Origin of the sequence: Streptomyces sp. NPDC007917, from assembly GCF_042959105.1 — a bacterium.
Classification (GTDB): Bacteria; Actinomycetota; Actinomycetes; order Streptomycetales; family Streptomycetaceae; genus Streptomyces.
In genome coordinates, this window is record NZ_JBIBKK010000011.1 from 122570 (window position 1) to 149337 (window position 26768).

26 protein-coding genes and 1 tRNA gene are annotated in these 26768 nt (G+C 70.8%); 19 read left to right on the plus strand and 8 right to left on the minus strand.

Annotated elements, in window-relative coordinates; genetic code table 11:
- Positions 1–41 precede the first annotated feature (41 nt).
- The 3 genes from ACFZDL_RS23220 to ACFZDL_RS23230 form a co-directional block, all read right to left on the minus strand.
- Positions 42–701 (minus strand): response regulator transcription factor, encoded by a 660-nt coding sequence (locus ACFZDL_RS23220; RefSeq protein WP_353592429.1) that lies wholly within the window; start codon positions 699–701, stop codon positions 42–44.
- Between the two features lie 128 nt (positions 702–829).
- The gene (locus ACFZDL_RS23225; protein ID WP_353592255.1) at positions 830–2170 is read right to left on the minus strand and encodes a sensor domain-containing protein; all 1341 of its coding nucleotides are present in this window, start codon (positions 2168–2170) and stop codon (positions 830–832) included.
- A 188-nt stretch (positions 2171–2358) separates the two neighbouring features.
- Positions 2359–3549, minus strand: a complete 1191-nt coding sequence (locus ACFZDL_RS23230) for a sensor domain-containing protein (RefSeq protein ID WP_353592256.1) — start codon at positions 3547–3549, stop codon at positions 2359–2361.
- A gap of 212 nt (positions 3550–3761) precedes the next feature.
- Between ACFZDL_RS23230 and ACFZDL_RS23235 the strand changes: the two genes are divergently transcribed.
- The 12 genes from ACFZDL_RS23235 to ACFZDL_RS23290 all read left to right on the plus strand — a co-directional run bounded on the left by ACFZDL_RS23235 (position 3762) and on the right by ACFZDL_RS23290 (position 15721).
- Complete coding sequence (locus ACFZDL_RS23235) at positions 3762–4175, plus strand: NADH-quinone oxidoreductase subunit A (RefSeq protein WP_089509737.1); 414 nt, start codon at positions 3762–3764, stop codon at positions 4173–4175.
- A complete protein-coding gene (locus ACFZDL_RS23240) occupies positions 4166–4834 on the plus strand; it encodes an NADH-quinone oxidoreductase subunit B family protein (protein WP_353592257.1) in 669 nt (222 codons plus the stop codon). Before ACFZDL_RS23235 ends, ACFZDL_RS23240 begins: the two co-directional genes overlap by 10 nt.
- The gene (locus ACFZDL_RS23245) at positions 4831–6342 is read left to right on the plus strand and encodes an NADH-quinone oxidoreductase subunit C (RefSeq protein WP_353592258.1); all 1512 of its coding nucleotides are present in this window, start codon (positions 4831–4833) and stop codon (positions 6340–6342) included. Before ACFZDL_RS23240 ends, ACFZDL_RS23245 begins: the two co-directional genes overlap by 4 nt.
- The gene (locus ACFZDL_RS23250) at positions 6339–7298 is read left to right on the plus strand and encodes a complex I subunit 1 family protein (RefSeq protein ID WP_353592259.1); all 960 of its coding nucleotides are present in this window, start codon (positions 6339–6341) and stop codon (positions 7296–7298) included. Before ACFZDL_RS23245 ends, ACFZDL_RS23250 begins: the two co-directional genes overlap by 4 nt.
- A complete protein-coding gene (locus ACFZDL_RS23255) occupies positions 7298–7984 on the plus strand; it encodes an NADH-quinone oxidoreductase subunit I (RefSeq protein WP_353592260.1) in 687 nt (228 codons plus the stop codon). Before ACFZDL_RS23250 ends, ACFZDL_RS23255 begins: the two co-directional genes overlap by 1 nt.
- Positions 7981–8634, plus strand: a complete 654-nt coding sequence (locus tag ACFZDL_RS23260; RefSeq protein ID WP_353592261.1) for an NADH-quinone oxidoreductase subunit J — start codon at positions 7981–7983, stop codon at positions 8632–8634. The genes ACFZDL_RS23255 and ACFZDL_RS23260 overlap by 4 nt, the downstream gene beginning before the upstream one ends.
- On the plus strand, positions 8634–9032 hold the full coding sequence (gene nuoK, locus ACFZDL_RS23265) for an NADH-quinone oxidoreductase subunit NuoK (protein ID WP_353592262.1): 399 nt from the start codon (positions 8634–8636) through the stop codon (positions 9030–9032). Before ACFZDL_RS23260 ends, nuoK begins: the two co-directional genes overlap by 1 nt.
- Complete coding sequence (locus ACFZDL_RS23270) at positions 9029–11044, plus strand: NADH-quinone oxidoreductase subunit L (RefSeq protein ID WP_353592263.1); 2016 nt, start codon at positions 9029–9031, stop codon at positions 11042–11044. Before nuoK ends, ACFZDL_RS23270 begins: the two co-directional genes overlap by 4 nt.
- Positions 11045–11047: 3 nt before the next feature.
- Entirely contained in the window at positions 11048–12715 is a 1668-nt protein-coding gene (locus ACFZDL_RS23275; RefSeq protein WP_353592264.1) for an NADH-quinone oxidoreductase subunit M, read from the plus strand.
- The gene (locus ACFZDL_RS23280) at positions 12715–14289 is read left to right on the plus strand and encodes an NADH-quinone oxidoreductase subunit N (protein ID WP_353592265.1); all 1575 of its coding nucleotides are present in this window, start codon (positions 12715–12717) and stop codon (positions 14287–14289) included. Before ACFZDL_RS23275 ends, ACFZDL_RS23280 begins: the two co-directional genes overlap by 1 nt.
- Before the next feature lie 173 nt (positions 14290–14462).
- Positions 14463–15326, plus strand: a complete 864-nt coding sequence (htpX, locus tag ACFZDL_RS23285) for a zinc metalloprotease HtpX (RefSeq protein WP_353592266.1) — start codon at positions 14463–14465, stop codon at positions 15324–15326.
- Complete coding sequence (locus ACFZDL_RS23290) at positions 15323–15721, plus strand: YccF domain-containing protein (protein WP_353592267.1); 399 nt, start codon at positions 15323–15325, stop codon at positions 15719–15721. Before htpX ends, ACFZDL_RS23290 begins: the two co-directional genes overlap by 4 nt.
- A 16-nt stretch (positions 15722–15737) precedes the next feature.
- On the opposite strand, the gene ACFZDL_RS23295 is transcribed toward ACFZDL_RS23290, so the two are convergent.
- Entirely contained in the window at positions 15738–16982 is a 1245-nt protein-coding gene (locus ACFZDL_RS23295) for a helix-turn-helix transcriptional regulator (protein WP_353592268.1), read from the minus strand.
- A gap of 225 nt (positions 16983–17207) precedes the next feature.
- Between ACFZDL_RS23295 and ACFZDL_RS23300 the strand changes: the two genes are divergently transcribed.
- Complete coding sequence (locus ACFZDL_RS23300) at positions 17208–17558, plus strand: hypothetical protein (protein WP_353592269.1); 351 nt, start codon at positions 17208–17210, stop codon at positions 17556–17558.
- Between the two features lie 62 nt (positions 17559–17620).
- Positions 17621–17806 (plus strand): hypothetical protein, encoded by a 186-nt coding sequence (locus ACFZDL_RS23305; RefSeq protein ID WP_353592270.1) that lies wholly within the window; start codon positions 17621–17623, stop codon positions 17804–17806.
- Between the two features lie 53 nt (positions 17807–17859).
- On the opposite strand, the gene ACFZDL_RS23310 is transcribed toward ACFZDL_RS23305, so the two are convergent.
- Positions 17860–18348 carry a YajQ family cyclic di-GMP-binding protein gene (locus ACFZDL_RS23310; RefSeq protein WP_353592271.1) on the minus strand — a complete coding sequence of 163 codons (489 nt, stop codon included), beginning with the start codon at positions 18346–18348 and terminating at the stop codon, positions 17860–17862.
- Between the two features lie 191 nt (positions 18349–18539).
- Here ACFZDL_RS23310 and ACFZDL_RS23315 point away from each other — a divergent pair.
- Positions 18540–18621, plus strand: a tRNA-Tyr gene (locus ACFZDL_RS23315).
- A 655-nt stretch (positions 18622–19276) separates the two neighbouring features.
- Positions 19277–20101, plus strand: coding sequence for a GNAT family N-acetyltransferase (locus ACFZDL_RS23320; protein ID WP_353592272.1), 825 nt, complete (start codon positions 19277–19279; stop codon positions 20099–20101).
- Between the two features lie 26 nt (positions 20102–20127).
- Here ACFZDL_RS23320 and ACFZDL_RS23325 read toward each other — a convergent pair whose 3' ends face one another.
- Both ACFZDL_RS23325 and ACFZDL_RS23330 read right to left on the minus strand, forming a co-directional pair.
- Positions 20128–20901: a hypothetical protein gene (locus tag ACFZDL_RS23325; RefSeq protein WP_353592273.1), complete on the minus strand. Its 774-nt coding sequence runs from the start codon at positions 20899–20901 to the stop codon at positions 20128–20130.
- 676 nt (positions 20902–21577) lie between these two features.
- Positions 21578–23605 (minus strand): zinc ribbon domain-containing protein, encoded by a 2028-nt coding sequence (locus ACFZDL_RS23330; protein WP_391192119.1) that lies wholly within the window; start codon positions 23603–23605, stop codon positions 21578–21580.
- A 281-nt stretch (positions 23606–23886) separates the two neighbouring features.
- On the opposite strand from ACFZDL_RS23330, the gene ACFZDL_RS23335 reads away from it, so the two are divergent.
- The 3 genes from ACFZDL_RS23335 to ACFZDL_RS23345 all read left to right on the plus strand — a co-directional run bounded on the left by ACFZDL_RS23335 (position 23887) and on the right by ACFZDL_RS23345 (position 25993).
- On the plus strand, positions 23887–24669 hold the full coding sequence (locus tag ACFZDL_RS23335; protein WP_353592275.1) for a GntR family transcriptional regulator: 783 nt from the start codon (positions 23887–23889) through the stop codon (positions 24667–24669).
- Between the two features lie 14 nt (positions 24670–24683).
- Positions 24684–24956, plus strand: coding sequence for a hypothetical protein (locus ACFZDL_RS23340; protein ID WP_353592276.1), 273 nt, complete (start codon positions 24684–24686; stop codon positions 24954–24956).
- A 557-nt stretch (positions 24957–25513) separates the two neighbouring features.
- Complete coding sequence (locus ACFZDL_RS23345) at positions 25514–25993, plus strand: DUF3574 domain-containing protein (RefSeq protein WP_353592277.1); 480 nt, start codon at positions 25514–25516, stop codon at positions 25991–25993.
- Between the two features lie 75 nt (positions 25994–26068).
- On the opposite strand, the gene ACFZDL_RS23350 is transcribed toward ACFZDL_RS23345, so the two are convergent.
- Positions 26069–26728: an NAD(P)H-binding protein gene (locus tag ACFZDL_RS23350; RefSeq protein ID WP_353592278.1), complete on the minus strand. Its 660-nt coding sequence runs from the start codon at positions 26726–26728 to the stop codon at positions 26069–26071.
- Positions 26729–26768 lie beyond the last annotated feature (40 nt).

The following is a 26768-nucleotide window of genomic DNA, read 5'->3' on the forward strand; positions in this document are numbered from 1 at the left end:
TTGACCGCGGACTCCCCATGCCCGTCTTGCATCCCGTTGTCTCAGGATTCGAGATAAGTGAGCACCGCGAGCACCCGCCGGTGGTCCCCCTCGCTCGGCGACAGGCCGAGCTTCAGGAAGATGTTGCTGACGTGCTTCTCGACCGCACCGTCGCTCACCACCAACTGCTTGGCGATCGCCGAGTTCGTACGGCCCTCGGCCATCAGACCGAGGACCTCCCGCTCGCGCGGGGTGAGCCCGGCCAGCACGTCCTGCTTGCGGCTGCGCCCCAGCAGCTGCGCCACGACCTCCGGGTCCAGCGCCGTGCCGCCCCGGGCCACCCGCACCACGGCCTCCACGAACTCCCGCACATCGGCCACCCGGTCCTTGAGCAGATAGCCGACGCCACGGCTGTTGCCCGCCAGCAGCTCCGTCGCGTACTGCTCCTCCACGTACTGTGACAGCACCAGCACACCCAGTCCCGGGTGGTCGCGGCGCAGCCGGACCGCCGCCCGCACCCCCTCGTCGGTGTGTGTCGGCGGCATCCGTACGTCCGCGACCACCACATCCGGCAGCGCTCCCCCGTCGGCCAGCTCCTGGACCGACTTCATCAGCGCTTCCGCGTCGCCGACCCCGGCGACCACCTCATGACCACGGTCGGTCAGCAGGCGGGTCAGCCCCTCCCTGAGCAGCACCGAATCCTCGGCGATGACCACCCGCACCCTGTCCTCCACAGCCCGCCCCCACTCGTCGGTTCCTCGGCCCCCAGCATCCCAGGGATCGGACCCGCCCGAGGCCCGGCGCGCTCATCGGGGCGGGGCACAGGGCGGACGAGGGTGGGGCCCTCGGGTCACCTGCGCCAGGGGAGCTCGGCGGTGACGGAGGTCGGACCGCCGGCCGGGGAGTGCACGACGAGAAGGCCGTCGACCGCGTCGAGCCGCTCGGCCAGCCCGGCGAGCCCCGACCCGGCCCGGGCGTCCGCCCCGCCCCGGCCGTCGTCCGAGACCTGCAGCATCACCCGGTCCTCGGAGCGCCACACATCCACGGCGGCGGTCCGGGCGCCGCTGTGCTTGCTGATGTTCTGCAGCAGCTCGGAGACGGTGAAGTAGGCGATGCCCTCGATGGCGGCTGCCGGCCGCTCCGGCAGGTCCACCGTGACCGTCACGGGCACCGCGCAGCGGGCCGCCAGAGCGGACAGGGACGGGCCCAGGCCCCGGTCGGTGAGGATCGCCGGGTGGATGCCACGGGCGAGGTCGCGCAGCTCCTGCAGGGCGAGCTTCACCTCGCCGTGCGCCTCGTCGACCATCGCGGCCGCCGCCTCCGGGTCCTCCCGCAGCTTCTCCTTCGCCAGGCCCAGGTCCATGGCGAGGGCGACCAGCCTGGCCTGCGCCCCGTCGTGCAGATCGCGCTCGATACGGCGCAGATCCGCCGCCGCCGTGTCGACCACCGTGCCCCGGTCCGACTCCAGCTCCCACACCCGCTCCGCGAGCCGCGAGGGGCCCAGCAGCCCGGACACCAGCAGCCGGTCGACGGAGGTCAGCCCCCGTATCACAAACGGCGTCCCCACCAGCAGCAGCGCCCCGGCGACGCTGGTGGCCGCTATCTCCAGCGGGGTGTCGAGGAAGAAGCCGCGGCCGTCGACCTCGAAGAGCTGGATGCCCTGCTGGTCGCTGTAGGTGGGGAGGACCCACTGCCACAGCGGATAGCTCACCAGGGCCCAGGCGTTCACCCACAGCACCAGCGACAGAACGAAGGCGAAGATCGCCCATGGGAGGTGGATCAGCGAGTAGAGGACATGGCGCCAGGAGGTGCCGCTCCTGAGCAGCGCGCCCACCCACGCGAACGGACCGGCCGCGCGCGACCCGCGGGTCACCGCCCGCACCGGCTCGGGCTCGGCGACCTCCAGGCGCAGCAGCCCGCGCGCTCTGGCCCGCTCCACGGCCCCGAGCGCCCGGCAGCCCGCCAGGGCGACCCCGAGCACCGGTATGCCGAGGAAGGTGACCAGAAGCCCGACGCCGAGCGCGAGCATCGTGACCGCGTAGACGAAGGTGAGCAAGGACATCGGGAAGCTGAGCACCAGATACAGGAACTCGCGCCAGACACGCGCCTGGAAGGGCGCGCGCAGGGCCGCGGGCATCAGAGAGCCGCGGGGCTCGGTCCCCGGCCCATACGGTTCGTATGCGGTGGCCATCTCTCGTCCGTCCTCCGAAGGGTGGGGCATGGTGCCCGGTGCTGCGGTGCGTACATCCAGGCTCCCGGAGCACGCCCGTCCGGGCCATGGAGCAGGTAGGCGTCTTGACCGTGGGGCTAGCCCTACCGCCGGGGTAGCCCTGGGCATAACACCGGACCCGCGCGGACGCCCCCCGGCCCGGACAGGACCTAGGCCCGCGCGGCTCCGCGGTCGCGCCACGGCAGCTCGGCGGTCACGGCCGTCGGCCCGCCCACCGGCGAATCCACCAGGAACAGGCCGTCGACCGACCCCAGCCGCTCCGCGAGCCCGGCCAGACCGCTGCCCTCACCCGTGCCCGCGCCGCCGCGCCCGTCGTCCCGCACCTGGATCAGCAGCCGCCCGTCCGACCGCCACACCTCGACGGCGGCGGTCCGGGCGCCGCTGTGCTTGCTGATGTTCTGCAGCAGCTCGGAGACGGTGAAGTAGGCGATGCCCTCGATGGCGGGCGCGGGCCGCTCCGGCAGTTTCACGGAGACCTCCACCGGCACCGTGCAGCGCGCCGCCACCGACGACAGCGCCGCGTCCAGGCCCCGGTCGGTCAGCACCGCCGGGTGGATTCCCCGGGCGAGGTCGCGCAGCTCCTGCAGGGCCAGCTTCACCTCGCCGTGCGCCTCGTCGACCATCGCGGCCGCCGCCTCCGGGTCCTCCAGCACCTTCTCCTTCGCCAGGCCGAGACCCATCGCGAGGGCGACCAGCCTGGCCTGCGCCCCGTCGTGCAGATCACGCTCGATACGGCGCAGATCCGCCGCCGCCGTGTCGACCACCGTGCCCCGGTCCGACTCCAGCTCCGCGATCCGCCGCTCCAGCTCGTCGGAGGGGGACAGCAGCCCGCGCACCATCGCCCGGTCGGCGTTCGTCAGGCCCCGGGCGATCCAGGGCAGCACGGGCCAGGCGAGGAAGAGGGACAGCAGGGTGACGCAGAAGGTGGCCACCGCCCAGGGCAGCCGCATGAAGGAGTACAGCGTGGTCCGCCAGCCCACCGGGTCCCGCAGCCGCGCCCACAGCCAGGAGAAGAAGCCGCCGTCCGCGTGGTGCCGCAGCCGGCTCGGCTCGTCGACGCGCACCGCGAGCAGCGCGCGGGCGCGACGCCGCTCGAACGCGCCGTACAGCCGGCTGCCACGCAGCCCGAAGGCCACCAGCGGCAGCCCCACCACGGTGATCGCCAGCCCCAGGCCCATGACGAGCCACACCAGGGAGTAGACGAAGCCGAGGACGCCCACGGGCAGATTGGCGAGGAGGTGGGCGATCTCCTTCCAGGTCTGCCGGGGAAAGCCGAAGGCGGGCGGCCGAGGCAGCCGCTCGCCGCCCTCGTCGCCCTGATCGGTTGAACTCACGGTCATACGGGCAAGATTGCCGGGCCCGCCCCCGCTCCGCCATGGGGCACGTCGCCGTGGCCGGGTAGGGGTAACCCCACCGCATCTCGGACTGGCGACTCACCTGGACGGCGGCAGGGCCTACACTCCCGTGCGTACGGAGCGGTCGAACACTGGACACCGACGAGCACCGACGAGCATCAGACGAACACCAGCGGGACAGGGAGCGAGGGGCGGACGTGCCGGAGGCGACGACCGTGCGCACCACAGCCGTGCCGCTCGCGGCCGACTACTTCCAGGGCTACTCGGTGGTCGGTCTGCTCGCGGTGGTCGGGGTCCTCTTCGTCGCCGTGGCCTTCGGGGCCGGGCGGCTGCTGCGACCCGTGGTGCCCACTCCGGAGAAGCTGCTGACGTACGAGTGCGGTGTCGACCCCGTCGGCGAGGGCTGGGCCCACACCCAGATCCGCTACTACGTCTACGCTTTCTTGTATGTGATTTTCGCGGTGGACTCGATCTTCCTCTTCCCCTGGGCGACGGTGTTCGCCGCACCGGGCTACGGCGGAACGACGCTGGTGGAAATGTTCATCTTCCTCGGCTTCCTCGCCGTGGGCCTGTTGTACGCCTGGAAGAAGGGCGTCCTGGAATGGACGTGACACCGACCCCCGCCCCCGTGCCCGCCGCCACACCCGTGGATCTCCCGGAGCCGCGCCGCCTCGGGGCCCTGGCCAAGCTGGCGCCCGAGCCGATGAAGGTGGTCCTGAACTGGGGCCGCCGCTACAGCCTGTGGGTCTTCAACTTCGGGCTGGCCTGCTGCGCCATCGAGTTCATCGCGGCGTCGATGGCCCGCCACGACTTCATCAGGCTCGGCGTGATCCCCTTCGCCCCCGGCCCGCGCCAGGCCGACCTCATGGTGGTGTCGGGCACGGTGACGGACAAGATGGCGCCCGCGGTGAAGCGGCTGTACGAGCAGATGCCCGAGCCGAAGTACGTCATCTCCTTCGGGGCCTGCTCGAACTGCGGCGGGCCCTACTGGGACTCGTACGCGGTCACCAAGGGCGTCGACCAGATCATCCCCGTCGATGTGTATGTGCCGGGCTGCCCGCCCCGCCCCGAGGCGCTGCTGCAGGGGATCCTGAAGCTGCAGGAGAAGATCGCGCGCGAGTCGCTGGGCGAGCGGTACGGACGCGACGGCGGGGCCCGGAGCGGCGACGGCGGGGACTCCCCCCGGCCGTCCGCCGCGGCGCTGCGCAGCGGCCTGGTGCCGCCGCCCGGCCCGTCCTCCACCCAGGACGCGGGGGAGGGCACGCCGTGACCGCGCCCGACGACCGGAACCAGCCCGTCGAGGCCGAGCCTGTCACGGCCGGGCCCGTCGAGGCCGCTGCCGCGCCCGCCGCCGCGCCCGCCCAGCCGGCGGTCGGCTGGCTGCCGCGGCCGGCCACCGAGCTGTTCGGGGAAGAGGCGACGGCGGAGGAGGCGTACGGGCTGCTCACCGTCGACGTTCCCGCCGACGCGTGGATCCCCGCGCTGGAGACCGCCCGCGACGCGCTGGGCTGCACCTACTTCGACTGGCTGAGCGCGGTCGACGAGCCCGGCGAGGGCTTCCGCGTGGCCGCGCACGTCGTGGCCCTCGGGCCGGCGACCGCCGCGGCGGCCGGCCCCGGTGCGACCGCTCCCGCGGCCGCCGTGCGCGGGCTGCTCGTGCGCACCACCGTGGCGCACGACGCGCCCGCCCTGCCGACCGCGACCGGCGTCTACGCAGGCGCGGCCTGGCATGAGCGCGAGACCCACGAGATGTTCGGCATCGACTTCGCCGACCACCCCCACCTGGCGCCGCTGCTGCTCCCGGACGGCTTTGAGGGGCACCCGCTGCGCAAGGACTTCGTGCTGGCGGCGCGGGTCGTCAAGGCCTGGCCGGGCGCGAAGGAGCCGGGGGAGTCCGACGCCGCGCACGCGCCCAGACGACGGCAGATGCTGCCGCCCGGTGTCCCCGACCCCAACGAATGGGGCCCGCTCAAGGGACAGCTCCCCCCTGCCCCCGCCCGCCCGGCGCGCGCGACCCGCACGGCGGGCGCGGCAGGCGCCGCGGGCGCCGGGGGCGAACGCCCGGCCCGCCGCGCCCGCAGCGCGTCCGCAGGCTCAGCTAGTCAGCGCGCCACCGACACCACGGGCGCGGAGACGCCGGCGGACGACTCCGCCCGGCCCGCGCGCCGCGCTCGCAGTGCGGGCGAGGGCTCCGCGAGCCAGCGGGACGCCGGTACGGCCGCGGCGGCGGAGGGTGCCGCCCGGCCCGTGCGCCGGTCGCGCAGTGCGAGTGAGGGCTCCGCGAGCCAGCGCGGCGCGGGTACGGAGGAAGCGGCGGGCGCGGCCACGGAGGGGGCACCGGGCGGCGCCGCCCGGCCCGCGCGTCGTGCCCGTAGCGCCGGCGAGGGTTCGGCGAGCCAGCGCGCCGCGACGGGCGGTCAGGCCCAGGCGCGTGCGGACCGCCCCACCACCCGCCCGCGCTCGGCCGACGCCCCCTGGCACCACGCCCGCCCGGCCCGGGACGAGCCGACGGACCCTGCCCCGGGCGCCGAGGGCGAGGGGCAGGCCGAAGGCCTCGAGCGCCGCGAGGACCCTCAGGGGCCCGACGAGCCCGAGGGCGCCCACGGTCCTGACGCGTCGGCCGGGCCCCACACGCAGGCCGGGCCCAAGGCATCCGACGTGCGCGAAGGCGTCGCCGGGCCTGATGCGCCCGCCGGGTCCGACGACCCTCACCGGCCGGACACGCGCCACCCCGACCCCGACCCCCACACCGACGACCCGGCGGGAGGCACCGCGTGAACGACGTCCTCGACGTCGCGCTGCGACTGCTCGCGCTGTTGGCCGCCTTCCTCGTACTGCCGCTGGTCGTGGGTCAGACCGAGCACAAGGTCATGGCCCATATGCAGGGCCGGCTCGGGCCGATGTACGCGGGTGGGTTCCACGGGTGGGCACAGCTGGTCGCGGACGGTGTGAAGTTCGCGCAGAAGGAAGACGTCGTACCGGCGGGGGCCGACCGGCGGATCTTCCAGCTCGCCCCCGCCGTCGCGCTGCTGCCGTATCTGCTCGTCCTGGTCGCGATCCCGGTCGCGCCCGGCGCCGTCGGCCGGTTCATCGACGCGGGCATCTTCTTCGTGCTCGCCGTGATGGGCGTCGGCGTGCTGGGCTCGCTCATGGCGGGCTGGGCGTCGGCCAACAAGTTCTCGCTGCTCGGGGGTCTGCGTACGGCCGCGCAGCTGATGGCGTACGAGCTGCCGATGCTGCTCGCCGCCGCCTCCGTGGCGATGGCCGCCGGTACCGTCTCGCTGCCCGGCATCCTCGACGCGTTCGAGTGGTGGTGGGTGCCGTGGCAGATCGTCGGCGGGGTGGTGTTCTTCACGGCGGGCCTCGCCGAGCTGCAGCGTCCGCCCTTTGACGCGCCGATCGCCGACTCGGAGATCATCTTCGGCGCGTACACCGAGTACACCGGGTTGCGCTTCGCCCTGTTCCTGCTGGCCGAGTACGCGGGCATCGTCGTCCTCTGCGGGCTGACCACCGTGCTGTTCCTGGGCGGCTGGCACGGTCCGTTCGCCCATGACCTGGGCTGGGTGTGGACGCTGCTGAAGACGGCCGTGCTCGCCTTCGTGGTGATCTGGCTACGGGTGAGCTATCCGCGGCTGCGCGAGGACCAGCTGCAGAAGCTCGCCTGGACCGGTCTCATCCCGCTCGCTCTGGTCCAGATCGCCCTCACCGGCGTCGTCAAGGTGGTGATCTCCTGATGGGCATCCCCGGTTCCGGCCTGGCCAAGGGCCTGGCCGTCACCCTGCGCACGATGACCCGGAAGGCGCACACCGCGCAGTACCCGGACGTCCAGCCCGAGCTGCCGCCCCGCACGCGCGGCGTCATCGGCCTGTTCGAGGAGAACTGCACGGTCTGCATGCTCTGCGCGCGCGAGTGCCCGGACTGGTGCATCTACATCGACTCCCACAAGGAGACGGTGCCGCCGGCCGCGCCCGGCGGGCGTGAGCGCAGCCGCAATGTGCTGGACCGGTTCGCCATCGACTTCGCCCTGTGCATGTACTGCGGTATCTGCATCGAGGTGTGTCCTTTCGACGCGCTGTTCTGGTCGCCGGAGTTCGAGTACGCGGAGGAGGACATCCGCGACCTCACCCATGAGCGCGACAAGCTCCGCGAGTGGATGTGGACGGTGCCCGCGCCGCCCGCGCTCGACCCGGGTGCCGAGGAGCCGAAGGAGATCGCCGCCGCCCGCAAGGCCGCCGACAAGATCGCCGCGGCCGAGGCGGCACAGGCCGCGCAGGCAGGGCAGGCCAACGGTGCGGCCGAGGCCGATGGTCCCACCGGCTCCTCCGGCCGGGACGGAACCGGCTCCTCCGGCCGGGACGGAACCGGCTCCTCCGGCCGGGACGAAACCGGCTCCTCCGGCCGGGACGGAGCGGCATCATGACTGCCGCGGCGCAGCTCGCGGTCGGTGGTCAGCTCGCGGCCGCCGGCCACGGTTTTCTGTCACCGACCGGTGTGGAGATCACCTTCCTTCTGGTCGCGGTGGTCACCTTGGGCGGGGCCGTCGTCACCGTCACCACCAAGCAGCTGGTGCACGCCGCGCTGTGGCTGGTGGTCACGCTCGGCGGGCTCGCGGTCGAGTTCCTGCTCCTCACGGCGGAGTTCATCGCCTGGGTGCAGGTGCTGATCTACGTCGGGTCCGTGGTCGTCCTCATCCTGTTCGGGCTGATGCTGACCAAGGCGCCCATCGGGCGGTCGCCGGACGCCGATTCGGGCAACCGCCCGGCCGCCCTCGCGGTCGCCGTGGCCTCCGCGGCCGCCCTGGTCTGGGTGGTCGTGGACGCCTTCCGGGCCACCTGGATCGATGTCGGGGAGGTGCAGGGCTCCACCAAGGTCACCGGCGAAAGCCTCTTCCGGCACTGGGTGCTGCCGTTCGAGGCGCTGTCGGTGCTGCTGCTCGCCGCGCTCGTCGGCGCGATCGTGCTCTCCCGGCTGCGCTCCTCCCAGCAGACCCCCGGCGGCTCCGGCGCCTCCCCGCAGTCCCCGGGCGGTGGCAGCCGCCCCGCCGCCGACCTCGCCGAGAAGGAGGGCTGATGCACCTCGCCTACCCCGCCGTGCTCGCCGTCCTCCTCTTCTGCACCGGCCTGTACGGCGTCCTCGCCCGCCGCAACGCGATCCTGGTGCTGATGTCCGTCGAGCTGATGCTCGGCGCCGTCAACCTCAACCTCGTCGCCTTCGACGTCTGGCTCCGCGACACCCTGCACGCGGGCCAGGCCCTCACGCTCTTCGTCATCGCCATCGCCGCCGCCGAGATCGGCATCGGCCTGGCCATCGTCCTCCTCGTCCACCGCGACCGCGGTACAGCCGACATCGACAAGCTCCGGGGCCTCGCCGAGCCCCCGCCCACCGAAGACAGCGTGACAGCCGCCACTGACAACGGCCCCGGCGACGGCGCCGACCAGGGAATCCCCGCCCGGAGGCAGACCGCGTGACGACCACGACCGCCGCCGTCCTCGTCCCCCTCCTGCCCTTCCTCGGCGCCCTCGCCGGACTGCTGCTGGGCCGCCGCGCCCCCGGCTTCGTACGCCCCCTCGCGGTGCTGCCGACCGTCGCCGCGGCCGCCCTCGCCGTCCTCGTCGCCGTACGGCAGGGCGGGGGAGCGGGCGGCGGCAAGGGGGCGGTGGACGCGGCGACCCGGCTCACCGACACCGGCTCGCTCCCCATCGACCTCGCGCTGCACATCGACGGCTTCGCCGCCCTGGTCGCGGTCCTCGTCGGCGTCGTCGCGTGCTGTGTGCAGATCTACTCGACCGGCTATCTGCGCGACGACCCGCGCTACCCGTCGTACGCCGCGCTCGTCTCCCTCTTCACCGCCGCGATGCTGCTGGTCGTCTACTCCGACGACCTGATCGTGCTGCTCGTCGGCTGGGAGATCATGGGCATCTGCTCGTACTTCCTGGTCGGCCACTACTGGGAGACCTCGGCCGCGCGCTCCGCCTCCCTCAAGGCGTTCCTGGTCACCAAGCTCGGCGATGTGCCGTTCCTCTTCGGGATCTTCGCGCTCGGCGCCGACGCCGGGACGTTCCGCATCAGCCGCATCTACACCCAGCTGACCTCCTCGGCCGCGCACTTCCAGCTCGACCACCCCACCCTGATCGCGCTGCTGCTGCTGGCCGGGGTCGCGGGCAAGTCGGCGCAGTTCCCGCTGCACACCTGGCTGCCCGACGCGATGGCCGGCCCCACCCCGGTCTCCGCGCTGATCCACGCCGCCACCATGGTCGCCGCCGGCGTCTACTTCATCGCCCGGCTGCTGCCCGTCTTCGCGTCCTCCGCCGCCGCCCTCGCGGTGCTCGCGGTCATGGCGGCGGTCACCATGGTCGGCTCCGCGCTCGCGGCCCTGGCCCAGGACGACATCAAACGCGTACTCGCCTACTCGACCGTCGGCCAGCTCGGCTACATGACCGGCGCGCTCGCCGTCGACAACCGCGGTGCCGCCGTCTTCCACCTGCTGGCCCACGGCGCGTTCAAGGCCCTGCTCTTCCTCGGCGCCGGCGTGATCATCCACGCGGCCGGGACGAACTCGCTGGCCGCGATGTCGCGCATGAGCGGCCTGGCGCGGCGCATCCCCGACGCCTACTGGACGATGACGGTCGCGCTGCTCGCGCTCGCCGCCATCCCGCCGTTCGCGGGCTTCTTCTCCAAGGAGGCCGTCCTCGGCGCGGCCGAGCACGCGGCCACCGGGCACGCCCCGGCCGTCCCGGCGGCCGTCGGCTGGACCGTCCTGGTCGCCGGGCTGCTCACCGCCCTCCTCACCGCCGGCTACGCGGCCCGCCTGTGGCTGCTGACCTTCCGCGGCAAGGGCACCGAGGCCCCCGACCACGGCCGCCAGCCCGTCGTCATGAACGCCGTCCTGTGGGTCCTCTTCATCCCCGCCGCCGCCTTCGGCCTGGCCTTCGGCGCCCTCCCGGACTGGTTCGACGGCGAGTCCCTCGCCCCGACCCTCACCACGACCGTGCTGGGCACCGGGCTGGCCCTCGTCGGCGTCCTCGTCACCTACGGGGCCTGGCGCCACACCACAGCACTGGCCGCCCGCACCCCGCTCGGCGCCGTGGCCGCCCACCCGGACGCCGAGCCCGCGCTCTCCGAGGCCGAGGCCATCGCCGCCCATGAGCCCGCGTACGGCGACATCGCCGCGGCCCACGACCCGGCGGACCCCGGCCGCCTCCTCCTCGGCCCGCTCCACCGGCACGCGGCGGCGGGCTTCCACCTCGACGCCCTGTACGCCGCGCTGTTCGTACGCCCGGTGCGCGCCGCCGCCCGGCTCGTCGGCTTCCTCGACCGGGAGGTCGTGGAGACCTATGTGCGCGGCGCGGGCGGCGTGCCCCGTCTGCTCGGCGCGGCCGTACGGCGCGCCCAGACCGGCAACGTGCAGACCTACCTGGGCGCGCTGATCGCGGGCTCGCTCGTCCTGGCCGTCGCCGTCCTCCTCGCAGCGGGAGCCTGAGCCGTGAACCACACCGTCCTGCAGTCGCTCCTCGCGGCCCTGATCGTGCTGCCCCTCCTCGGCTCGGCCGCAGCGCTCCTCCCCGCCCCGCCCGGGCTGCGCGGCCGCGGCCCCGACCAGGCCGTGCTGCGGCACGGCGTCACGGTCACCGGGGCCGTCCTGGCCGTCGCCGTCGCGCTCGCCGCGGGCTTCGACCACGACCGGCCGGCCGCCATGCAGGCGCAGACCGACATCAGCTGGATCCCGGCGCTGGACATCCGGATCCACCTCGGTGTGGACGGCGTCTCGCTGCCCCTCCTCGTGCTGACGGCGCTGCTGACCTTCCTGTGCGCCCTGTACGGCTACTTCAACATGCCCGCCGGCCCCTCCCCAAAGGCCTTTGTCGCGCTGCTGCTGCTCCTGGAGTCCGGCACCCTGGCCACCTTCGCCGTCCTCGACCTGATGCTGTTCTTCCTGGCGTTCGAGATGGTGCTCATCCCGATGTACTTCCTCATCAACCGGTGGGGCGGCGCCGGGCGCGAGCGCGCCGCCTGGAGGTTCATCCTCTACACGCTTCTCGGCTCCGTGATCATGCTGCTCGGCCTCCTCCTCGTCGGGCTCAAGGGCGGCACCTTCGACATGGTGGCACTCGCCTCCGACAACGGCTCCAAGCTCAGCCACACCACCCAGCTGATCGCGGTCCTCGCCATCGGCGTCGGCCTCGCCGTCAAGGCCCCCATGTGGCCCCTGCACAGCTGGCTCCCGGACGCCCACACCGCCGCGCCCACCGTCGGCTCCGTCCTCCTCGCGGGCGTGCTGCTCAAGATGGGCACCTACGGGCTGGTGCGCATCGTGCTGCCCATCGCGCCCGAGGGGGCCCACACCCTCGCGCCCTACCTGGCCGCGTTCGCCGTCGCCGGCATCATCTACGGCTCCCTCGCCTGCCTCGCCCTGGCCCGCTCCGGGGCCAAAGGCGACCTCAAGAGGCTGGTCGCGTACTCCTCCGTCGGCCATATGGGCTTCGTTCTGCTCGGCATCGCCACGCTCACCCCGACCGGGGTCAACGGCGCGCTGTTCGCCAACGTCGCGCACGGCCTGATCACCGGCCTGCTCTTCTTCCTCGTCGGCGCCCTCAAGGACCGCTGCGGCACCACCGACCTCGACCAGCTCGCCGGCACCGGCGGAGCGGCCCTGTACGGCCGGGCGCCGCGCCTGGGCGGCCTGCTCGCCTTCGCCGCCGTCGCCTCCCTGGGGCTGCCGGGGCTCGCCGGGTTCTGGGGCGAGATGCTCGCCATGTTCGGCGCGTTCGACCCCGCCGACGGGCTCAGCCGCCCGGCCTTCCTCACCTTCATGGCGCTCGCGGGCCTGGGCACCCTGCTGACCGCCGCGTACCTGCTCGTCGTCGTGCGCCGCGTCTGCATGGGCGAGCACCCGGAGGCGGAGATGGGCGGAACGCTCACCGGCGCGCCCGCGGACGGGGCCACGGACGGGCCCGGACAGGCAGCAGGGGCCGCCGGGGCCGCCGGAGCACCCCTCGGACCGCTCCGCCCCGCCCTGGCGGACGTACGCGGCTACGAATTCGCCGCCTGGACCCCGCTGGTCGCCCTCACCGTCCTCGGCGGACTGTGGCCCGCGGCCCTCCTCGGCCTCACCGACCCGGCCGTGCAGCACATCCTCGCGGGAGGCCACTGATGACCGCGCTCGCCGGAGGCTACGTCCAGTCCGTCGACTGGCTCGCGATCGCCCCGCCCACCATCGCCGCCGCGGCCGCCCTGGCCGTCCTGGTCGCCGATCTCTTCCTCGCCGAGCGGAACAAACCCCTCCTGGGATGGCTCGCGACCGGGGGCCTGGCTCTGGCCGCGCTCTTCCTGCTGCCGCTGCGCGCCGGGGACCGCAGCACCTTCTGCCTGACCTCCGACCCGGACGTATGCAGCTACAGGGCCGACGAATTCGCCGTCGTCATCCAGTTCCTGGTGCTGGGGGGAGCCCTTCTGACGGCCCTGCTGTCCATGAGCACGGTCCACAACCGCGGCTCCAAGGACGCCGGGGACACGGGGGACGCCGAGGACGCCGGAGGGGGCGGCAAAGTTCCCGCCGGCGAATTCTGGTTCCTGCTGCTGTCCTCCGCCTCGGGCGCGGCCCTCCTGCCCGCCTCCCGCGACCTCGCGACCCTCGTCGTCGCCCTGGAGGTCGCCTCCCTGCCGGCCTTCGCCCTCGTGGGGCTGCGCCGCGGCGACCGCCTCTCCTCCGAGGCCGCCCTCAAGTTCTTCCTCTCCTCGGTCACCGCGACCGCGGTCATGCTGATGGGCGTCAGCTTCGTCTACGCCGCCACCGGCAGTCTCCACCTGTCCCGGATCGCCGCCGCCCTCGGCCACGTCGACCCGCGGCTGGACACGCTCGCCCAGGCCGGCGTCGTGCTCACCCTGGTGGGCTTCGCCTTCAAGACCGCCGCCGTACCGTTCCACTTCTGGGTCCCCGACACCTACGTCGGCGCCCCGCTCCCGGTGGCCGCCTACCTCTCCGTCATCGGCAAGGCCGTCGGCTTCTCCGGCCTCATCCTGGTCACCGTCCTCGCCTTCCCTGCGTACGCCGACGTGTGGGGCCCGGCCATCGCGGTGCTGGCCGCGCTCACCATGACCGCCGGCAACGTCGCCGCGCTGCGCCAGCGCCCCGAGCGCGCGCACAGCGCCGTACGCCTGCTGGCCTGGTCCTCCGTCGGCCAGGCGGGCTATCTGCTGGTCCCCATCGCGGCGGCCGGGTACGCCGACTCCTCCGGCGACGCGGCCCACGCCATCGGCTCCACGGTCGCGTACGCCCTCATGTACGCCGCCGTGAACCTCGGCGCCTTCGCGGTCGTCGCCCTGGTGTCGCGCACGCACCCCACGGGCCGCCTCAGCGACCACCGCGGCCTGTACGCCTCCCGCCCCCTGGCCGCCCTCGCCCTCGGCTTCTTCCTGCTCTGCCTGGCCGGGCTGCCGCCCGGTGTCATCGGCCTGTTCGCCAAGGTCACCGTCTTCTCGACGGCCGTGGACGCGGGGCTCGGCTGGCTTGCCGTCGTCATGGCCGTGAACGTCGTGATCGCGCTCTACTACTACCTCCAGTGGACGGCCGCCCTCTTCCGCGCGCCGGCAGGGGCTCCCGCACCCGGCCCCCGCGCGATCCCCGCCTCCCTCACCGCGGTCATCGGCCTCGCCACCGCCCTCGGCGTCGCCCTCTCCGGAGTCCCGCAACTCGTCCTGCGCTTCGCCTCCGGCGCCCTGTTGTGACCTCGCCCTGAGGCCCGGCCGCAGGGCGCCGCACCGGCGGCCCGACGGCCCGTCACGTGTGCACTAGGGAACCAGCGACCTTCGTATGGCGTTGACCAATGCGGAAGGGTCCACTGGAAGGTGGAGACACCGCGAAAAAGGGTTCCCTTGCGGCATCTTTTGGAGGGCACACCGTGCATCGTCGGCACAACGGGCTCAAAACCGCCGTACTCCTCGGGGGACTGTCAGCCCTCATCATCGTCGTCGGCAGCCTCTTCGGCCGTACGGGCCTGATCATCGCGGTTCTCGTGGCGCTGGGCACCAACGCGTACGCGTATTGGAACAGCGACAAGCTCGCCCTGCGCGCCATGCGCGCGCGGCCCGTGAGCGAATTCGAGGCCCCCCAGCTCTACCGCATGGTCCGCGAGCTCTCCACCGCCGTCCGCCAGCCCATGCCGCGCCTCTACATCTCCCCGACCGACGCCCCCAACGCCTTCGCGACCGGCCGCAACCCGCGGAACGCGGCCGTGTGCTGCACCGAAGGCATCCTCCGCCTCCTCGACGAGCGCGAGCTGCGCGCCGTCCTCGGCCATGAGCTCAGCCACGTCTACAACCGCGACATACTCATCTCGTCCGTCGCCGGCGCGCTCGCCAGCGTCGTGATGTTCCTGGTCAACTTCGCCTGGCTGATCCCGATCGGCCGGTCCGACGACGACGACGGCCCCGGCTTCCTCGGCATGCTGCTGATCATGATCCTCGGCCCGCTCGCGGCCACCATCATCCAGCTCGCCGTCAGCCGCTCCCGCGAGTACGAGGCCGACGCCTCCGGCGCCCAGCTCACCGGCGACCCCCTCGCCCTCGCGAACGCCCTCCGCAAGCTCGAGGCGGGCACCCAGCAGCTCCCGCTGCCGCCCGAGCCGCGCCTGGAGACCGCGAGTCATCTGATGATCGCCAACCCGTTCCGCGCCGGTGAGGGTATGGCCAAGCTCTTCTCCACCCACCCGCCCATGGCGGAGCGCATCGCCCGCCTCGAACAGATGGCAGGTCGCCAGCCATGAAGACCGTCCTGAACCTGATCTGGCTGATCCTCTCCGGCTTCTGGCTGGCCTGTGCCTACCTGCTCGCCGGGCTGATCCTCTTCCTCACCATCATCGGGATTCCCTTCGCGATCGCCTCCTGGCGCATCGCGGGCTTCGCCCTCTGGCCCTTCGGCCGCACCGCCGTCCCCCGCAGTGACGCCGGCGCACCCTCCTGCGTCGGCAATGTGCTGTGGCTCGTCCTCGCGGGCTGGTGGCTGGCGCTCGGCCACATCATCACCGGCACCATCCTGTGCATCACGATCATCGGCATCCCGCTGGGCCTGGCCAACTTCAAGCTGATCCCGATATCCCTGACCCCTCTGGGCCACGAGATCGTCTCCACGAACCGTCCCTTCGCGGCCGGCCGCTGGTAGATCCACCCCATGGGCATCACCCGGCGGTCAGATTCGCGTGATCGTCGAGCAGGCTGCGCACCTCAGGCACATCCCCGAAGGGAAGAAGCCGACGCAGCACGATGCGAGAGCGTTCGGCGATCCGTTCGCTGGCTACCTCGGCGGTTGTCGTGATCACGTGGCGCGCCTCTTGGGCGGCCCGCTCCGGTTCATTGGCGTCGGCGTAAGCGACCGCCAGCCACGACCGGTAGAGGGCCACCTCTCGGGCGTGGGTGGCGTCGTACCGGGTGAGCACGTCGGTGAGCAGCGGTACGGCCCGCAGCGGGCGCCGCAGCTCGGTAAACACCCGGGCGTCCATCACTTCTAGCTCCTCGCGGCTGACCCAGTAGGCCCACAGCGGCGCGTCATCCGCGCCCTCCACCGAGAGAGCGTCGTGGGCCTCGCCGAGTGCCCGCATGGCGGGTTGCGCCTCACCGGCACGGGCGTGCCCCCATGCGACACGGTCGAAGAACAGGGCCCGGGCCTTGGCGGGGGCGTCCGGTCCCGCGTCCGCCAGCGCCGCCCGGGCGAGGTCGATGCCTTCGCGTTCCCGCCCGGTGTTGCTCAACTGGTAGGCGAGGCTGCCGGCGAGGTGGCCCACGAGCGGCCGGTCACCGGCCTGCTGTGCGGCTGAGATGCCAACGGTGTAAGCGCGTTCCGCCTGGGCGTACTGTCCCGCGTCGCTGGCGATCCACCCGGCGATCTGCGCGAGCTCGCCGATCTGTGTGAGGAGCGCGCGACCTACCTCCTCGCTGTGGCCGCTCTCTCGGTACAGCCGGACGGCAGCGCCCAGCTCACGAAAGGCGGGTGCGATCAGATCGCCCCCTGCCAGCACGTCGTCAGCCAGCCGCAGTCCATGCACGCGGGCCGCAAGTCTGTTGACGGCCTCGGCGCCGATACGCCGCCCGGGCTGTGCGGCGATCGGCACCAGAGGGTCGCCGACAGGCAGCAACTCGGCGAGGGTTGCCGCCGGTCCCGGAGGAGCAGTGTCCGTCTCGCGACGGGCGTAGGCGGCGGCCCGCTCCAGCTCGCTCGCCGACACGCCGAGCGCCTCTGCCAGCATGGCCAACCAGGAATCGGGCACCCGTGCACCGCGTTCCCACCGCGAGATTTCGTGCCGGGTCACGGAATCCAGCCCTGACAGGGCGCACAGCCGGTCCGCTAACTGCCGCTGGCGTCTTCCCGTGGCCCGTCGCAGCCGCGCGAGGTAGGCGCCGAACCGCTTGCGTCGATCACTGCTCATGGCAGTCCCCTCTCCCCGTTTCAGTCTGGCCCCTCCCTGGCCCCCTGCATGGCCCCTCCATGAGGTCAACGGGGGCGATTCGATGGAGTCACCCGGAAATCACGAGGCCCCGGCGGCCGCTGCAGACGGCCCCGGGGCATGGCCAACCTGACGGAAGCAGGTCGACATGCCAAACCATATCGCCCAGATCTTCGAATCACATGCGCACAGCGCGGAGGTGGCCGGATGGACACGATGACCGGCCTTCGGCTGCTGCCCTGGAGGAGCCCCGACGGCAAGCCGTCCTACTTGGCCTCGGACGGCGATCAGAGCCACCTGAACGCGAGGGCCGACATGATCGAGTCGCTTCAGCTGTCCATGGGGACTGAGCTCCTCGCCCACGCCCGCGCGCTCCTGGAGGACCGCAAGGCGGACGCGGCCGAGCTTCGTTTTCTTGCCAAGTGCCTGTGTGAAGCGCTGCGCGATGTGCTGCGGGTGGCTGAGAGCAGAGGCCGACGTCTGACCCCGTACGAGGAGGTCGGCGCCGAGGAGCCGACCGATGCCCCGGCGACTGAGAGCGGGGGCGATCCGTCGTGACTCAGTGGAAGATCACCTTCGTCTCAGGACGGGGATTACGCCGTGCGGCCGATGGGGAAGTCGTGCCTCCGCTCTTGATCAGCGGCGACGGGCAGCATATGGCCGTTGCCGATCTGGAGCTGACCCTTGTCGAGGCGGAGCAGCTGCACGCGGCCCTGTGCTACGCCCTCGGTGAGCAGCGCCCGCCCGACGACGCGCCGGACTGCCGTATGCCGATCCGGTACCCGGGCGGTCGACAGCGGTACTGAGACAAGGAGACGCTCAGGGCGGGCGGCCCGAACACAGGCAGCCCGCCCCAGGGTCACCGGTAGTTGACGAACTGCACTGCGAAGTCGAGATCCTTGCCCTTGATCAGCGCGATGACGGCCTGCAGGTCGTCCCGGCTCTTGGACGACACCCGCAGCTCGTCGCCCTGCACCTGAGCCTTGACGCCCTTCGGGCCCTCGTCGCGGATGATCTTGGCGATCTTCTTGGCGTTGTCCTGGGAGATCCCCTCCTGCAGCGAGGCGAAGATCTTGTACTCCTTGCCGGACGCCTGGGGCTCGCCCGCGTCCAGCGCCTTCAGCGAGATCCCGCGCTTGACCAGCTTGGACTGGAAGACATCGAGGATCGCCTTGACCCGCTCCTCGGAGTTGGCGCGCATCTCGATCCGCTCGCCCGACCACCCGATCGAGGCGCCGACGTTCTTGAAGTCGTAGCGCTGGGAGATCTCGCGGCTCGCCTGGTTGAGAGCGTTGTCGACCTCCTGCCGCTCGACCTTCGAGACGATGTCGAAACTGGAGTCGGCCATCTTGAGTTGGCTCCTCGTACATAGATCTGTCAGGGGCACGGCCCGCCGGACCGCACGGGTCAGCCTAGCCATCCCAGCCATGATCGAGACGGGATCAACCCGGTGGCGGAGCACCCCCTGTCATCGGGTATTGTTTACGTCGTCGCCAGGGGGTTCCCGACAGTGGGAACAGAGCCCCTGGTCACATCCCAGGCGGTGTGCCCGAGTGGCCAATGGGAGCGGACTGTAAATCCGTCGGCTTTGCCTACCCAGGTTCGAATCCTGGCGCCGCCACGCTGGGAAAACGGCCCCTGACTGCGAAAACGCAGTCAGGGGCCGTTGTCTTCGGCAAGCGGAGATCAGGGCCAGGAATGGGCGGTCTATCCCACTGTGTCTCACTCGATCTCGCCTGCTGACCACCGTGTGGGGGGCATTCGTGGGGCACGCTCGGCGATCATCCCCAGTTCTGCAGTACCTCGTCGATCCGGGCGTTCGCCGTGGCCGTGGCCCCGTCCAAACACTTCGCGCACACCTTCAGTGCACCTCCTTCTCAGGGCGCCACTTCAGCCCGCGCTCGTCGTGGGCGGCGCCTGAGTCGGTCCAGGGACTTCCGACGCGCGGCCGGGAGCCGTCAAGGTGCAGCGTGCCCCGCCCTGCCAGGGGGCAGTTCGCAGTTCTCACGGCGAAGCCATACAGCCTCGCCGGGACGTAGCCCAGCGTGGTAGGGGCACCCGAAGAACGTCCGGAGGTGCTTCCTCGGTCGCCCTGCTCACACCGCCCCCGTAGCCGGTCTGCTGTTCCAGACCTCGCGGGCGGTCTGGAACAGCAGACCGTCGGCGGCCCCGCCCACTCCATGCAGACCACCCCATCCAACGGTTTCATCCGCAGTTGTGGGCATTGGCGTGCCTCGGGATAGTGGTATATGGAGGCTAGCCGCAGTATAACCCCGATGCTCTTCTGCCTGCTTGGTGCACATCAAGCAACGATGCGCGAATGGGTGGAAATCATGGTCAGTGGCGACAGCGAGGCCAGTTCAGAATTTGAACTGTGGGATCTCATTCGCAATCCCGACAAGGGTCTGGCGCGAGACTTCTACGACAATGTTCTCCTGCCATCGTTCACTCGGGATGAGTTGATACCGCGGGAGGAGCTGGAAGAGGCGCTCACTCCGATGCAGGGAATGGAGGCTTCAATTCTGCTGGCACTTGATGGCAGCCAAAATGTCGTCGGTGGCGTCGCGGCGGAGTGGTATCGCCGGAGCCGGGTACTGCTCGTGTCGTATCTCGCTGTTCGGCCCAGTTGCCGAGGCTCGGGCATCGGTTCGCGCTTGGGTAAGGTGGTGCCTGAGTGGGTACGTGAACGAAGTCCATTGCTCACTGTTGGCGAGGTGGAACCGCCTAACCGGATCGATATCGCTACCGATCACGGTGATCCCATTGCCCGGTTGCGCCTGTTCAGTAGATGGCAGGGCAATGTGCTGCGGATGCCCTTCTTGCAGCCACGATTGGCGCCGGACCGCCAGCGTGTGCCCCTTCTTCTTGTTGCTTTCTATCTGAATCCGGCGGCCTCTCGGCGTGAGGGAAACGACGTGCTGTTCTCCAGTGCGGTATTGGCATCGTTCCTAGATGAGTACTTTGCTGCGTGCGAGGGTGAAGGCCGGGAATTTATGAAGGACCCGGAATATGTTCGATTGCAGAACTTTCTCCGGAGTTCGCAGCTCGTCCTTGCGGTTCCGATCAGTGATTACCTGGAGGTGCACGGACTTGGTCCGTAGATCGCCGTGAAACGGCATCCGGCAATTCAAAGACCATAGAACCAGCGCTGTATGAGGTAATCAAGGCTGGCTGAAAGGAGCACGAGGAGCAACCACGCCAGCGCTAGTGCAAACTGCCAAACAGGGCGTGTGTGGTGGTGACCCCACCATGTCAAGCCCCACAAGATGATCAGGCCGATGACGCACTGCAAAACATCGAAAGCGGCGGTCATATGCCGCGTTGACTGATTAGGTTGCGAACCTGTCTGCCAATCTCCCCTCTGGTTCCACAGGGCCTGGACCAGTCGAACTGGGTTGACCCCCACGTGAGTCTGCGGCGTGCGTCCGGCATTCTTTGGCGGCCGCTCGGTCACGATCCAGCCTACGATAGAGAAAAGCAGATTCCAGACGAGGTAGGCCATGGAAGCCGTGAGAAACGCGGTCGTACCATGATTTACCGAACGCCCTAGGATCATCAGAATGACCACCATTGCGACGCCAGCCCAGAAGAGGCAGATGGCAGCGCGGTACAGGCGTGGGTCGCGGCGTGTGTCATTCAGCTCCAGCGAGATCGCCAGGGTGTGGATCCAGATCGCTGCCAGCACCAACAACGTCAACGTTAGAAGGCGCTGAGTCCAATCGTTGAACCCGCGACCCCATGGTGCGGCGGCGACCCCCTCGGCAAACTTCGTCAGCGGATGATCTAGTGCCAATGCAGTCAGCACTCCATAGAAAGCCAACGCAATATCGTAAACTGTTCGGTGCCGCGCCAACTGTACGAGTGAGTCGCTTCTCGCCTGTGGAGAGCGGGCGTCAGGCATCACAAGCTCCTGTAGAGGGACAGTCTGCAGGCTAGTTTCATCAGTCTGTCGCCGTTCTGGCAATCTCCCACGCCGGAATAGCAGACGGCTATTTCGGGGGAACCACCGCTTCGGATTCCTTTGACATTGGTGAGAGTCGCGGGGAGGCGACTGGCATGGCTGACTGGAGGAGACCCTCACAACACTGGGCTCTGGGGCAGGCGTGGGGCAACCGAGTCTTCAAGCGACGTTTCTCCTGCTGACACGCGAGGAAACCGCGGTCTGTAAATCCGCCGGCTTTGCCTACCCAGGTTCGAATCCTGGCGCCGCCACACTGGGAAAACGGCTGATGAGCTGCGAAAACGCAGTCAGGGGCCGTTGCTCGTGTTCCCCGAGCCAACGCCCCCACGATGCAGGAGCGCATGCCGCGCGGCGGGGCCGTCCAATACCGGGCGCTTGAGCTGGGATCCCCACTTCGGCCGTGCTTTTCGAGCCCCGGGCGTGCGACACCGGCGAGAACATCCGCTGTTCAACGGCTGCTGATCTATCCCGATCAGGCGCTCATGATCAGGCAGTCGGTACCTGATGACTTGGTGGTGACCTAGGAACGGCTGCGCGGAGATGGCTTCACGAGCCGGATTGTGCCGTTCGGTGCGGTGCGGTGCGGTGTTTGGCAGGCGCGCCGAAATCCGTCGGCTTAGCGTCTCTCATCGGCTTGGGTTTCCTGGGCTATCCCGGGTGTTAGGGACCGTGCGGAAGGGTGACTCGGCCACGGCCGTCTTCGGGCGGGGGTGGTGTGGGCGTGGCGGTGGAAGCCTGCCCCGAGTCTGGCCCCGTCCGGCCTGTGTGGCCGGGTGGGGGTGTCGATGGTGGTCGGTCCCTGCTGCCGTGGACACCGCTGGCTGTGGTGGGTCGGGTGCGTGGGGGGCCGCCCCGCCGGACGCTTTCCACCCGGCCGTGCCGTGGAGGCACGGTTGTCGGGTGGGGCGGGGACCCTGCGTCGCTTCCCGGGCACAGGGCGTTTGTTCGTGGGGCCGCTCTTGGTGCGGTCCCGGGTCTGCTGCTGGACCGTGCTCGCGCGGTCCAGGGCCGGGGCTACCGTACGGATCACGAAGGTGCCGCCGGCGCGGTCGAGGCTGGTCTTATGCTGGTGGGTCAGGCCGCGGGCGCCAATGCGCTGCCAGGCGGCGTGGTCCCGGCAGGTGCTGTACCCGCACGCATTGTTTGGGCATGACGCCCAGGCCCAGCCGGTCGCCCGATTGTCGGGGGCTTTGTGGTGAACAAGCGCGGTCAGACACCGGGGACAGTACTGTGACGTGCCGCGCGGCGGCACGATCACCACCGCGATCCCCTGGGCCGCGGCCTGGTGGCGGACCTGGGTGACGATCGTGCCGCGCACCGTCTGCGATAGGCGCGTATTCAGCGTGCGGCCCTTGCCGCACGCCTGCATGTCCCGCAGGTCTTCGAGGTAGATGACGCTCGCGTCGGCGGCGATTGCGTGATCCACGATGAAGCGTGCGGCCGCCCGGGCCAGCGCTGAGTTCAGCCGGGTGCGGCGCTTCGCGACGCGTTCCTGCTCGGCCTGAAGGACGGCGAGCTTCGCCACCAGATGCGGATCAGGGCGTTGGCCGCGCTCTTGCCGGGAGGCGATCAGAGTGCGCAGTCGGTCGATGCGGGTGCCGATGTGCTCGCCGTGGACGCGCAGCCGGTCGGCCTTGGCCAGCACTCCTCCCGCGCGAAAATACGTCGGCTCTCCGTCGGTCACGACTCGCGGCTGAGCCTCGTCGGTGAGATGGAGGGCGCCGCCAGTGAGCAGGGTATTCAGTCCCCAGTCGAATGCCACCGCAGTGCGGTGGCCGGCCCGCCGCGGTTTCGCCACGACCAGCGCGTAGGGCACATCGATCAGAAGCCGACCCTGCCGCACACGCAGGGTGGGGGCGCACAGCACCGCGGTGGCGGGCACATGGGGCGGTAACCGGAAGCGGATGCGGACGGGGTGCCAGTGGGCCCGGCAGGTGGGGTCGGGCCGCAGAGGCATCCGAAGGATCAGCACCCCGTAGTGGAACGGGTCTTCCTGGCAGCGTTCGAGCGTGGCGAGCTGCTTGTCGACCGCCGCGAGCACCACCTGCGCGCCCGCGCCCGGCGCCTGCTCGCACTCCGTCAGGCCCGTCGGCAGTCGCTGGTGTCGGGCGTGAAAGGCGGCGATCTGCCGCGTACGGGCCAGCAGCACACCGGTCGCCACCACCGGGCCATCGGGCAACGCGGCGCGCAGCGCTTCCCACTCCGCTACGGTGCGCCGGGTGGGATCGTCAGGCCAGGTGGCCAGGAGCGCGGCAGTGATCTCGGCGCGCCACCAGGCCGAACGCAGCACCCGCCCGGCCTGCTCCTGCGCAATGCGCACCACTCGGTCCGGCACGTATACACCCTCCGGCAAGGTCACCGCCCAGCCCAGACGCCGCAAGGCCATCCACCCCTGCGACGGCAGCGATGCGCCCACCAGGTCGATACCGGAGGCGAGCTGGGCCAGGTCGGGCCCAGTCCAGTGCTCTTGGACCACGCCCGCGGCCAACGACCCGACCAGAGCGGTCAGCCATCCGGCCCGCTCCACCAAAGCCGCCTCGCAGAGTTGCTGACCAGTCACCACGTCCACGCCCCGCAGCGCGCGAGCGCAGGCCGCCGCGACCTGCTGCAGCTCCCCCTCACCCACCACAACCCTGCGTCGCATCCCGCCCCTCACACGTCTCGCCTTGCGCTCGGCCTGACGATCACATCAACGATCAAACTTCTGTACGGGTTACGCATCCCCGCGCACCCCACCATGAAGCTCGGAACATATGCTCGAATCTTGGGGTCGCCACGCTAAGGGAAACGGCCTCTGATCTGCGGAAACGTGATCAGGGCCGTTGTGGTTCTCAGGGAGAGTGCTTCCTCTGAGAGCTTTTGTGCTCAAGTCGTTTTAAGGACCTACGCTGGAATCGTCCGGCCAACGAAGGACGACGGGCGCCCATGGCCAAGCACAAGCAGATCGCTGATGCGGTGCGGCAGAGCATCCGCACGAGAGAGCTCAAGCCGGGCGAGTGGCTTCCGGTCGAGGACAAGCTCGCGAGTCACTGCCGCACCAGCCTCCCGACGCTTCAGCGCGCGCTTGCCCAACTCGCGGGCGAGGGTCTGATCGACAGACAGCATGGGGCGGGGACCTTCGTCCGCAAGCCGCGCCGGCGGGTGGAGCGGCACAACGAGCGGCACCAGTGGGAGAAGGACCGGGCGCGTCAGCCGAGGGCCGAGCGGCTGGAGACCGGCTCCACGGAACACGACACCGGGCTGGAGTCCGCAGACCTCGTCTTCCACGCCGAGTACCGCGAGGCCAGGGCCGCCGAGGATCACGCGGCGGTGTTCGGCGTACCGGTCGGCACCCGGCTGCTGGAGCGGATCTACCGCACCAACTGCCACGGGGACTCCCCCTTCGCGCTGGTGCGCTCGTATCTCGTGCGCGATGTGGTGGCAGTCAACCCGGACCTGCTCGACGCCTCGAACGAACCGTGGCCCGGCGGTACGCAGAGCCAGCTCTACACGATCGGTATCGAGCTGGACCGTGTGGAAGAGCGGATCACGGCCCGCCCGCCGACGGTGGAGGAAGCCGAAGAACTCGGCCTGAAGAAGGATGTCCCGGTGATTCTTCTCCGGAAGATCTCCATCGACACCAACGGCCGGGTCGTGGAATTCTCCGACGTCACGTTGTCCGGGGACCGTGCCGAGCTTGTCTTCACCACTCCCCTGAAACGGTGGTGAAGCGCCACCGATTCATGAAGTCAAGGCGCGGTCGGCTGCTGCTGGGGCTGCGGGGGCGGCTGTTGCGGCGGCTGCTGGGGCGGGGGTGGCGGCGGGGGCTGCTGAGGTTGCGGCTGCTGGGATTGGTTCGGGTCCGACTGGGGCTGCTGCTGTTGGTTGGGGTCCGGTTGGGGCTGCGATTGGTTGGGGTCGGGCTGGGGCTGGGACTGGTTGGGGTCGGGCTGCGGCTGGGACTGGTTGGGGTCGGGCTGCGGCTGGGACTGGTTCGGGTCGGGCTGCGGCTGTGACTGGTTGGGGTCCGGTTGGGGCTGGGACTGGTTCGGATCCGGCTGAGGCTGCTGCGTGTCCTGCGGTGGCGGCTGGGGCGGGGGCTGCGCGGGCGGTGGCTGGTCCGATGGCTGATCGGACGGGGGATCGGACGGGGGCTGCTCCGGCGTGGACGGCTGCGCCTCAGGAGGAGTGGCCGAGCGGGACCGGTGTTCATGGGACTTGGATTTGTACTTGGATTTTGATGGAGAGGGCGACTTGGTCGAGGAATGGGATTCCTTTGGCGTGGTCGACCCGGGCGTGGAATCCGCACTGGTGGCATAGAAGAAGATCGCGAAAGCGACCAGTGCGACCACGGCGAAGAAGGTGCCGATAATGAGTTTCGAACGACGCGAGGTAAAGCGCGTTGAATGCAGGCTCATATCTCCATCCTTCCCTCGCCTCCACTCTGCGCTGGTGGGCGGCCGCACACCTCCCCCGAGAGCATGGAATGCGGCCCTACCTTTGGGGGGCACCGGAGAAACAGGCGCCGGGAGGCGGTCTGTCGCGGGGCGGGGAGCGGCGGGATCATCGGGGGATGGTGACCTTGAAGCCGCGTGTGCGGCTCGCCGCCGTCGGAGTGGCCTTCGCCCTCGCCGCGGCCACGCCCGTCGCCGCGTACGCCGCGCTCGACGACGAGCCCGCGTCCGCCGCGTCCTTTGCCCCCGCCTCCGCCGTCAGCCGGGGCAAGCCGTATGTCGAGACCCGGTTGTTCTTCGGGACGCAGCGGCCGGACGGCGGGCCTCCCGTGACCGACGAGCAGTTCATGGCCTTCGTCGACGAAGAGGTCACGCCGAGCTTTCCGTCGGGGCTCACGGTCCAGGACGGGCGGGGGCAGTGGCGGGACCAGAACGGGACGATCGAGCGGGAGCGGTCGTACGAGCTGATCCTGCTGTACCCGGTGTCCGAGGCGCGGGCGCACGACCCGCAGATCGAGCGCATCCGGGACGCCTATGAGCGGCGGTACGCGCAGGAGTCCGTGGCCCGGGCGGACGAGGCCACCCGGGTGGACTTCTAGGACCCGGGTGGACTTCCAGGACCCGGGCGGATTTCCAGGACCCGGGTCAGGACATCGCGCGGTCGCGCGGGGGCCTTACGCCGCCGACGCCCTCACCGCTTCGCCGATCGGCGTCGGGCCGTTCACCAGCTCCAGCGTGCGGCCCGCCGTACGGGGCTCGTCGAGGAGCGCGAGCAGGACGGCCGCCACGTCGTCACGGGTCACCGAGCCGTACTCGACGTGCTCGGCCAGGGTGACCCGGTCGGTGCCCGGGTCGTCCGTCAGGCGGCCCGGGCGCAGGATGGTCCAGTCGAGGGCCAGGCGGGCCCGTACGGCCGCGTCCGCCTCGGTCTTGGCCCGCAGATAGGCGGCGAAGACCGGGTCGGTGTCCGGGGCGATCTCGCGGTCGGCGCCCATGGAGGAGACGACGAGGAACCGCCGTACGCCGGCCCGCTCGGCCGCGTCGGCGAAGAGCACGGCGGCGGCGTGGTCCACCGTCTCCTTGCGGGCGGCGCCGCTGCCGGGGCCCGCGCCGGCCGCGAAGACCGCCGCGTCGGCGGCCTCCAGGTGCTGGGCGACGTCGTCGACCGATGCCTGTTCCAGGTCGCGGACGACCGGTTCGGCCCCGGCCGCCAGCAGGTCGCCCGCTTGCTCGGGGCGGCGGATGATGCCCGCGACCTCGTCGCCGCGCCGGGCGAGCAGCCGCTCCAGCCGCAGCGCGATCTGACCGTGTCCTCCAGCGATGACAATGCGCATGATCCCGACCGTACGCCGTGCAACCCTCCTTGGCACTCGC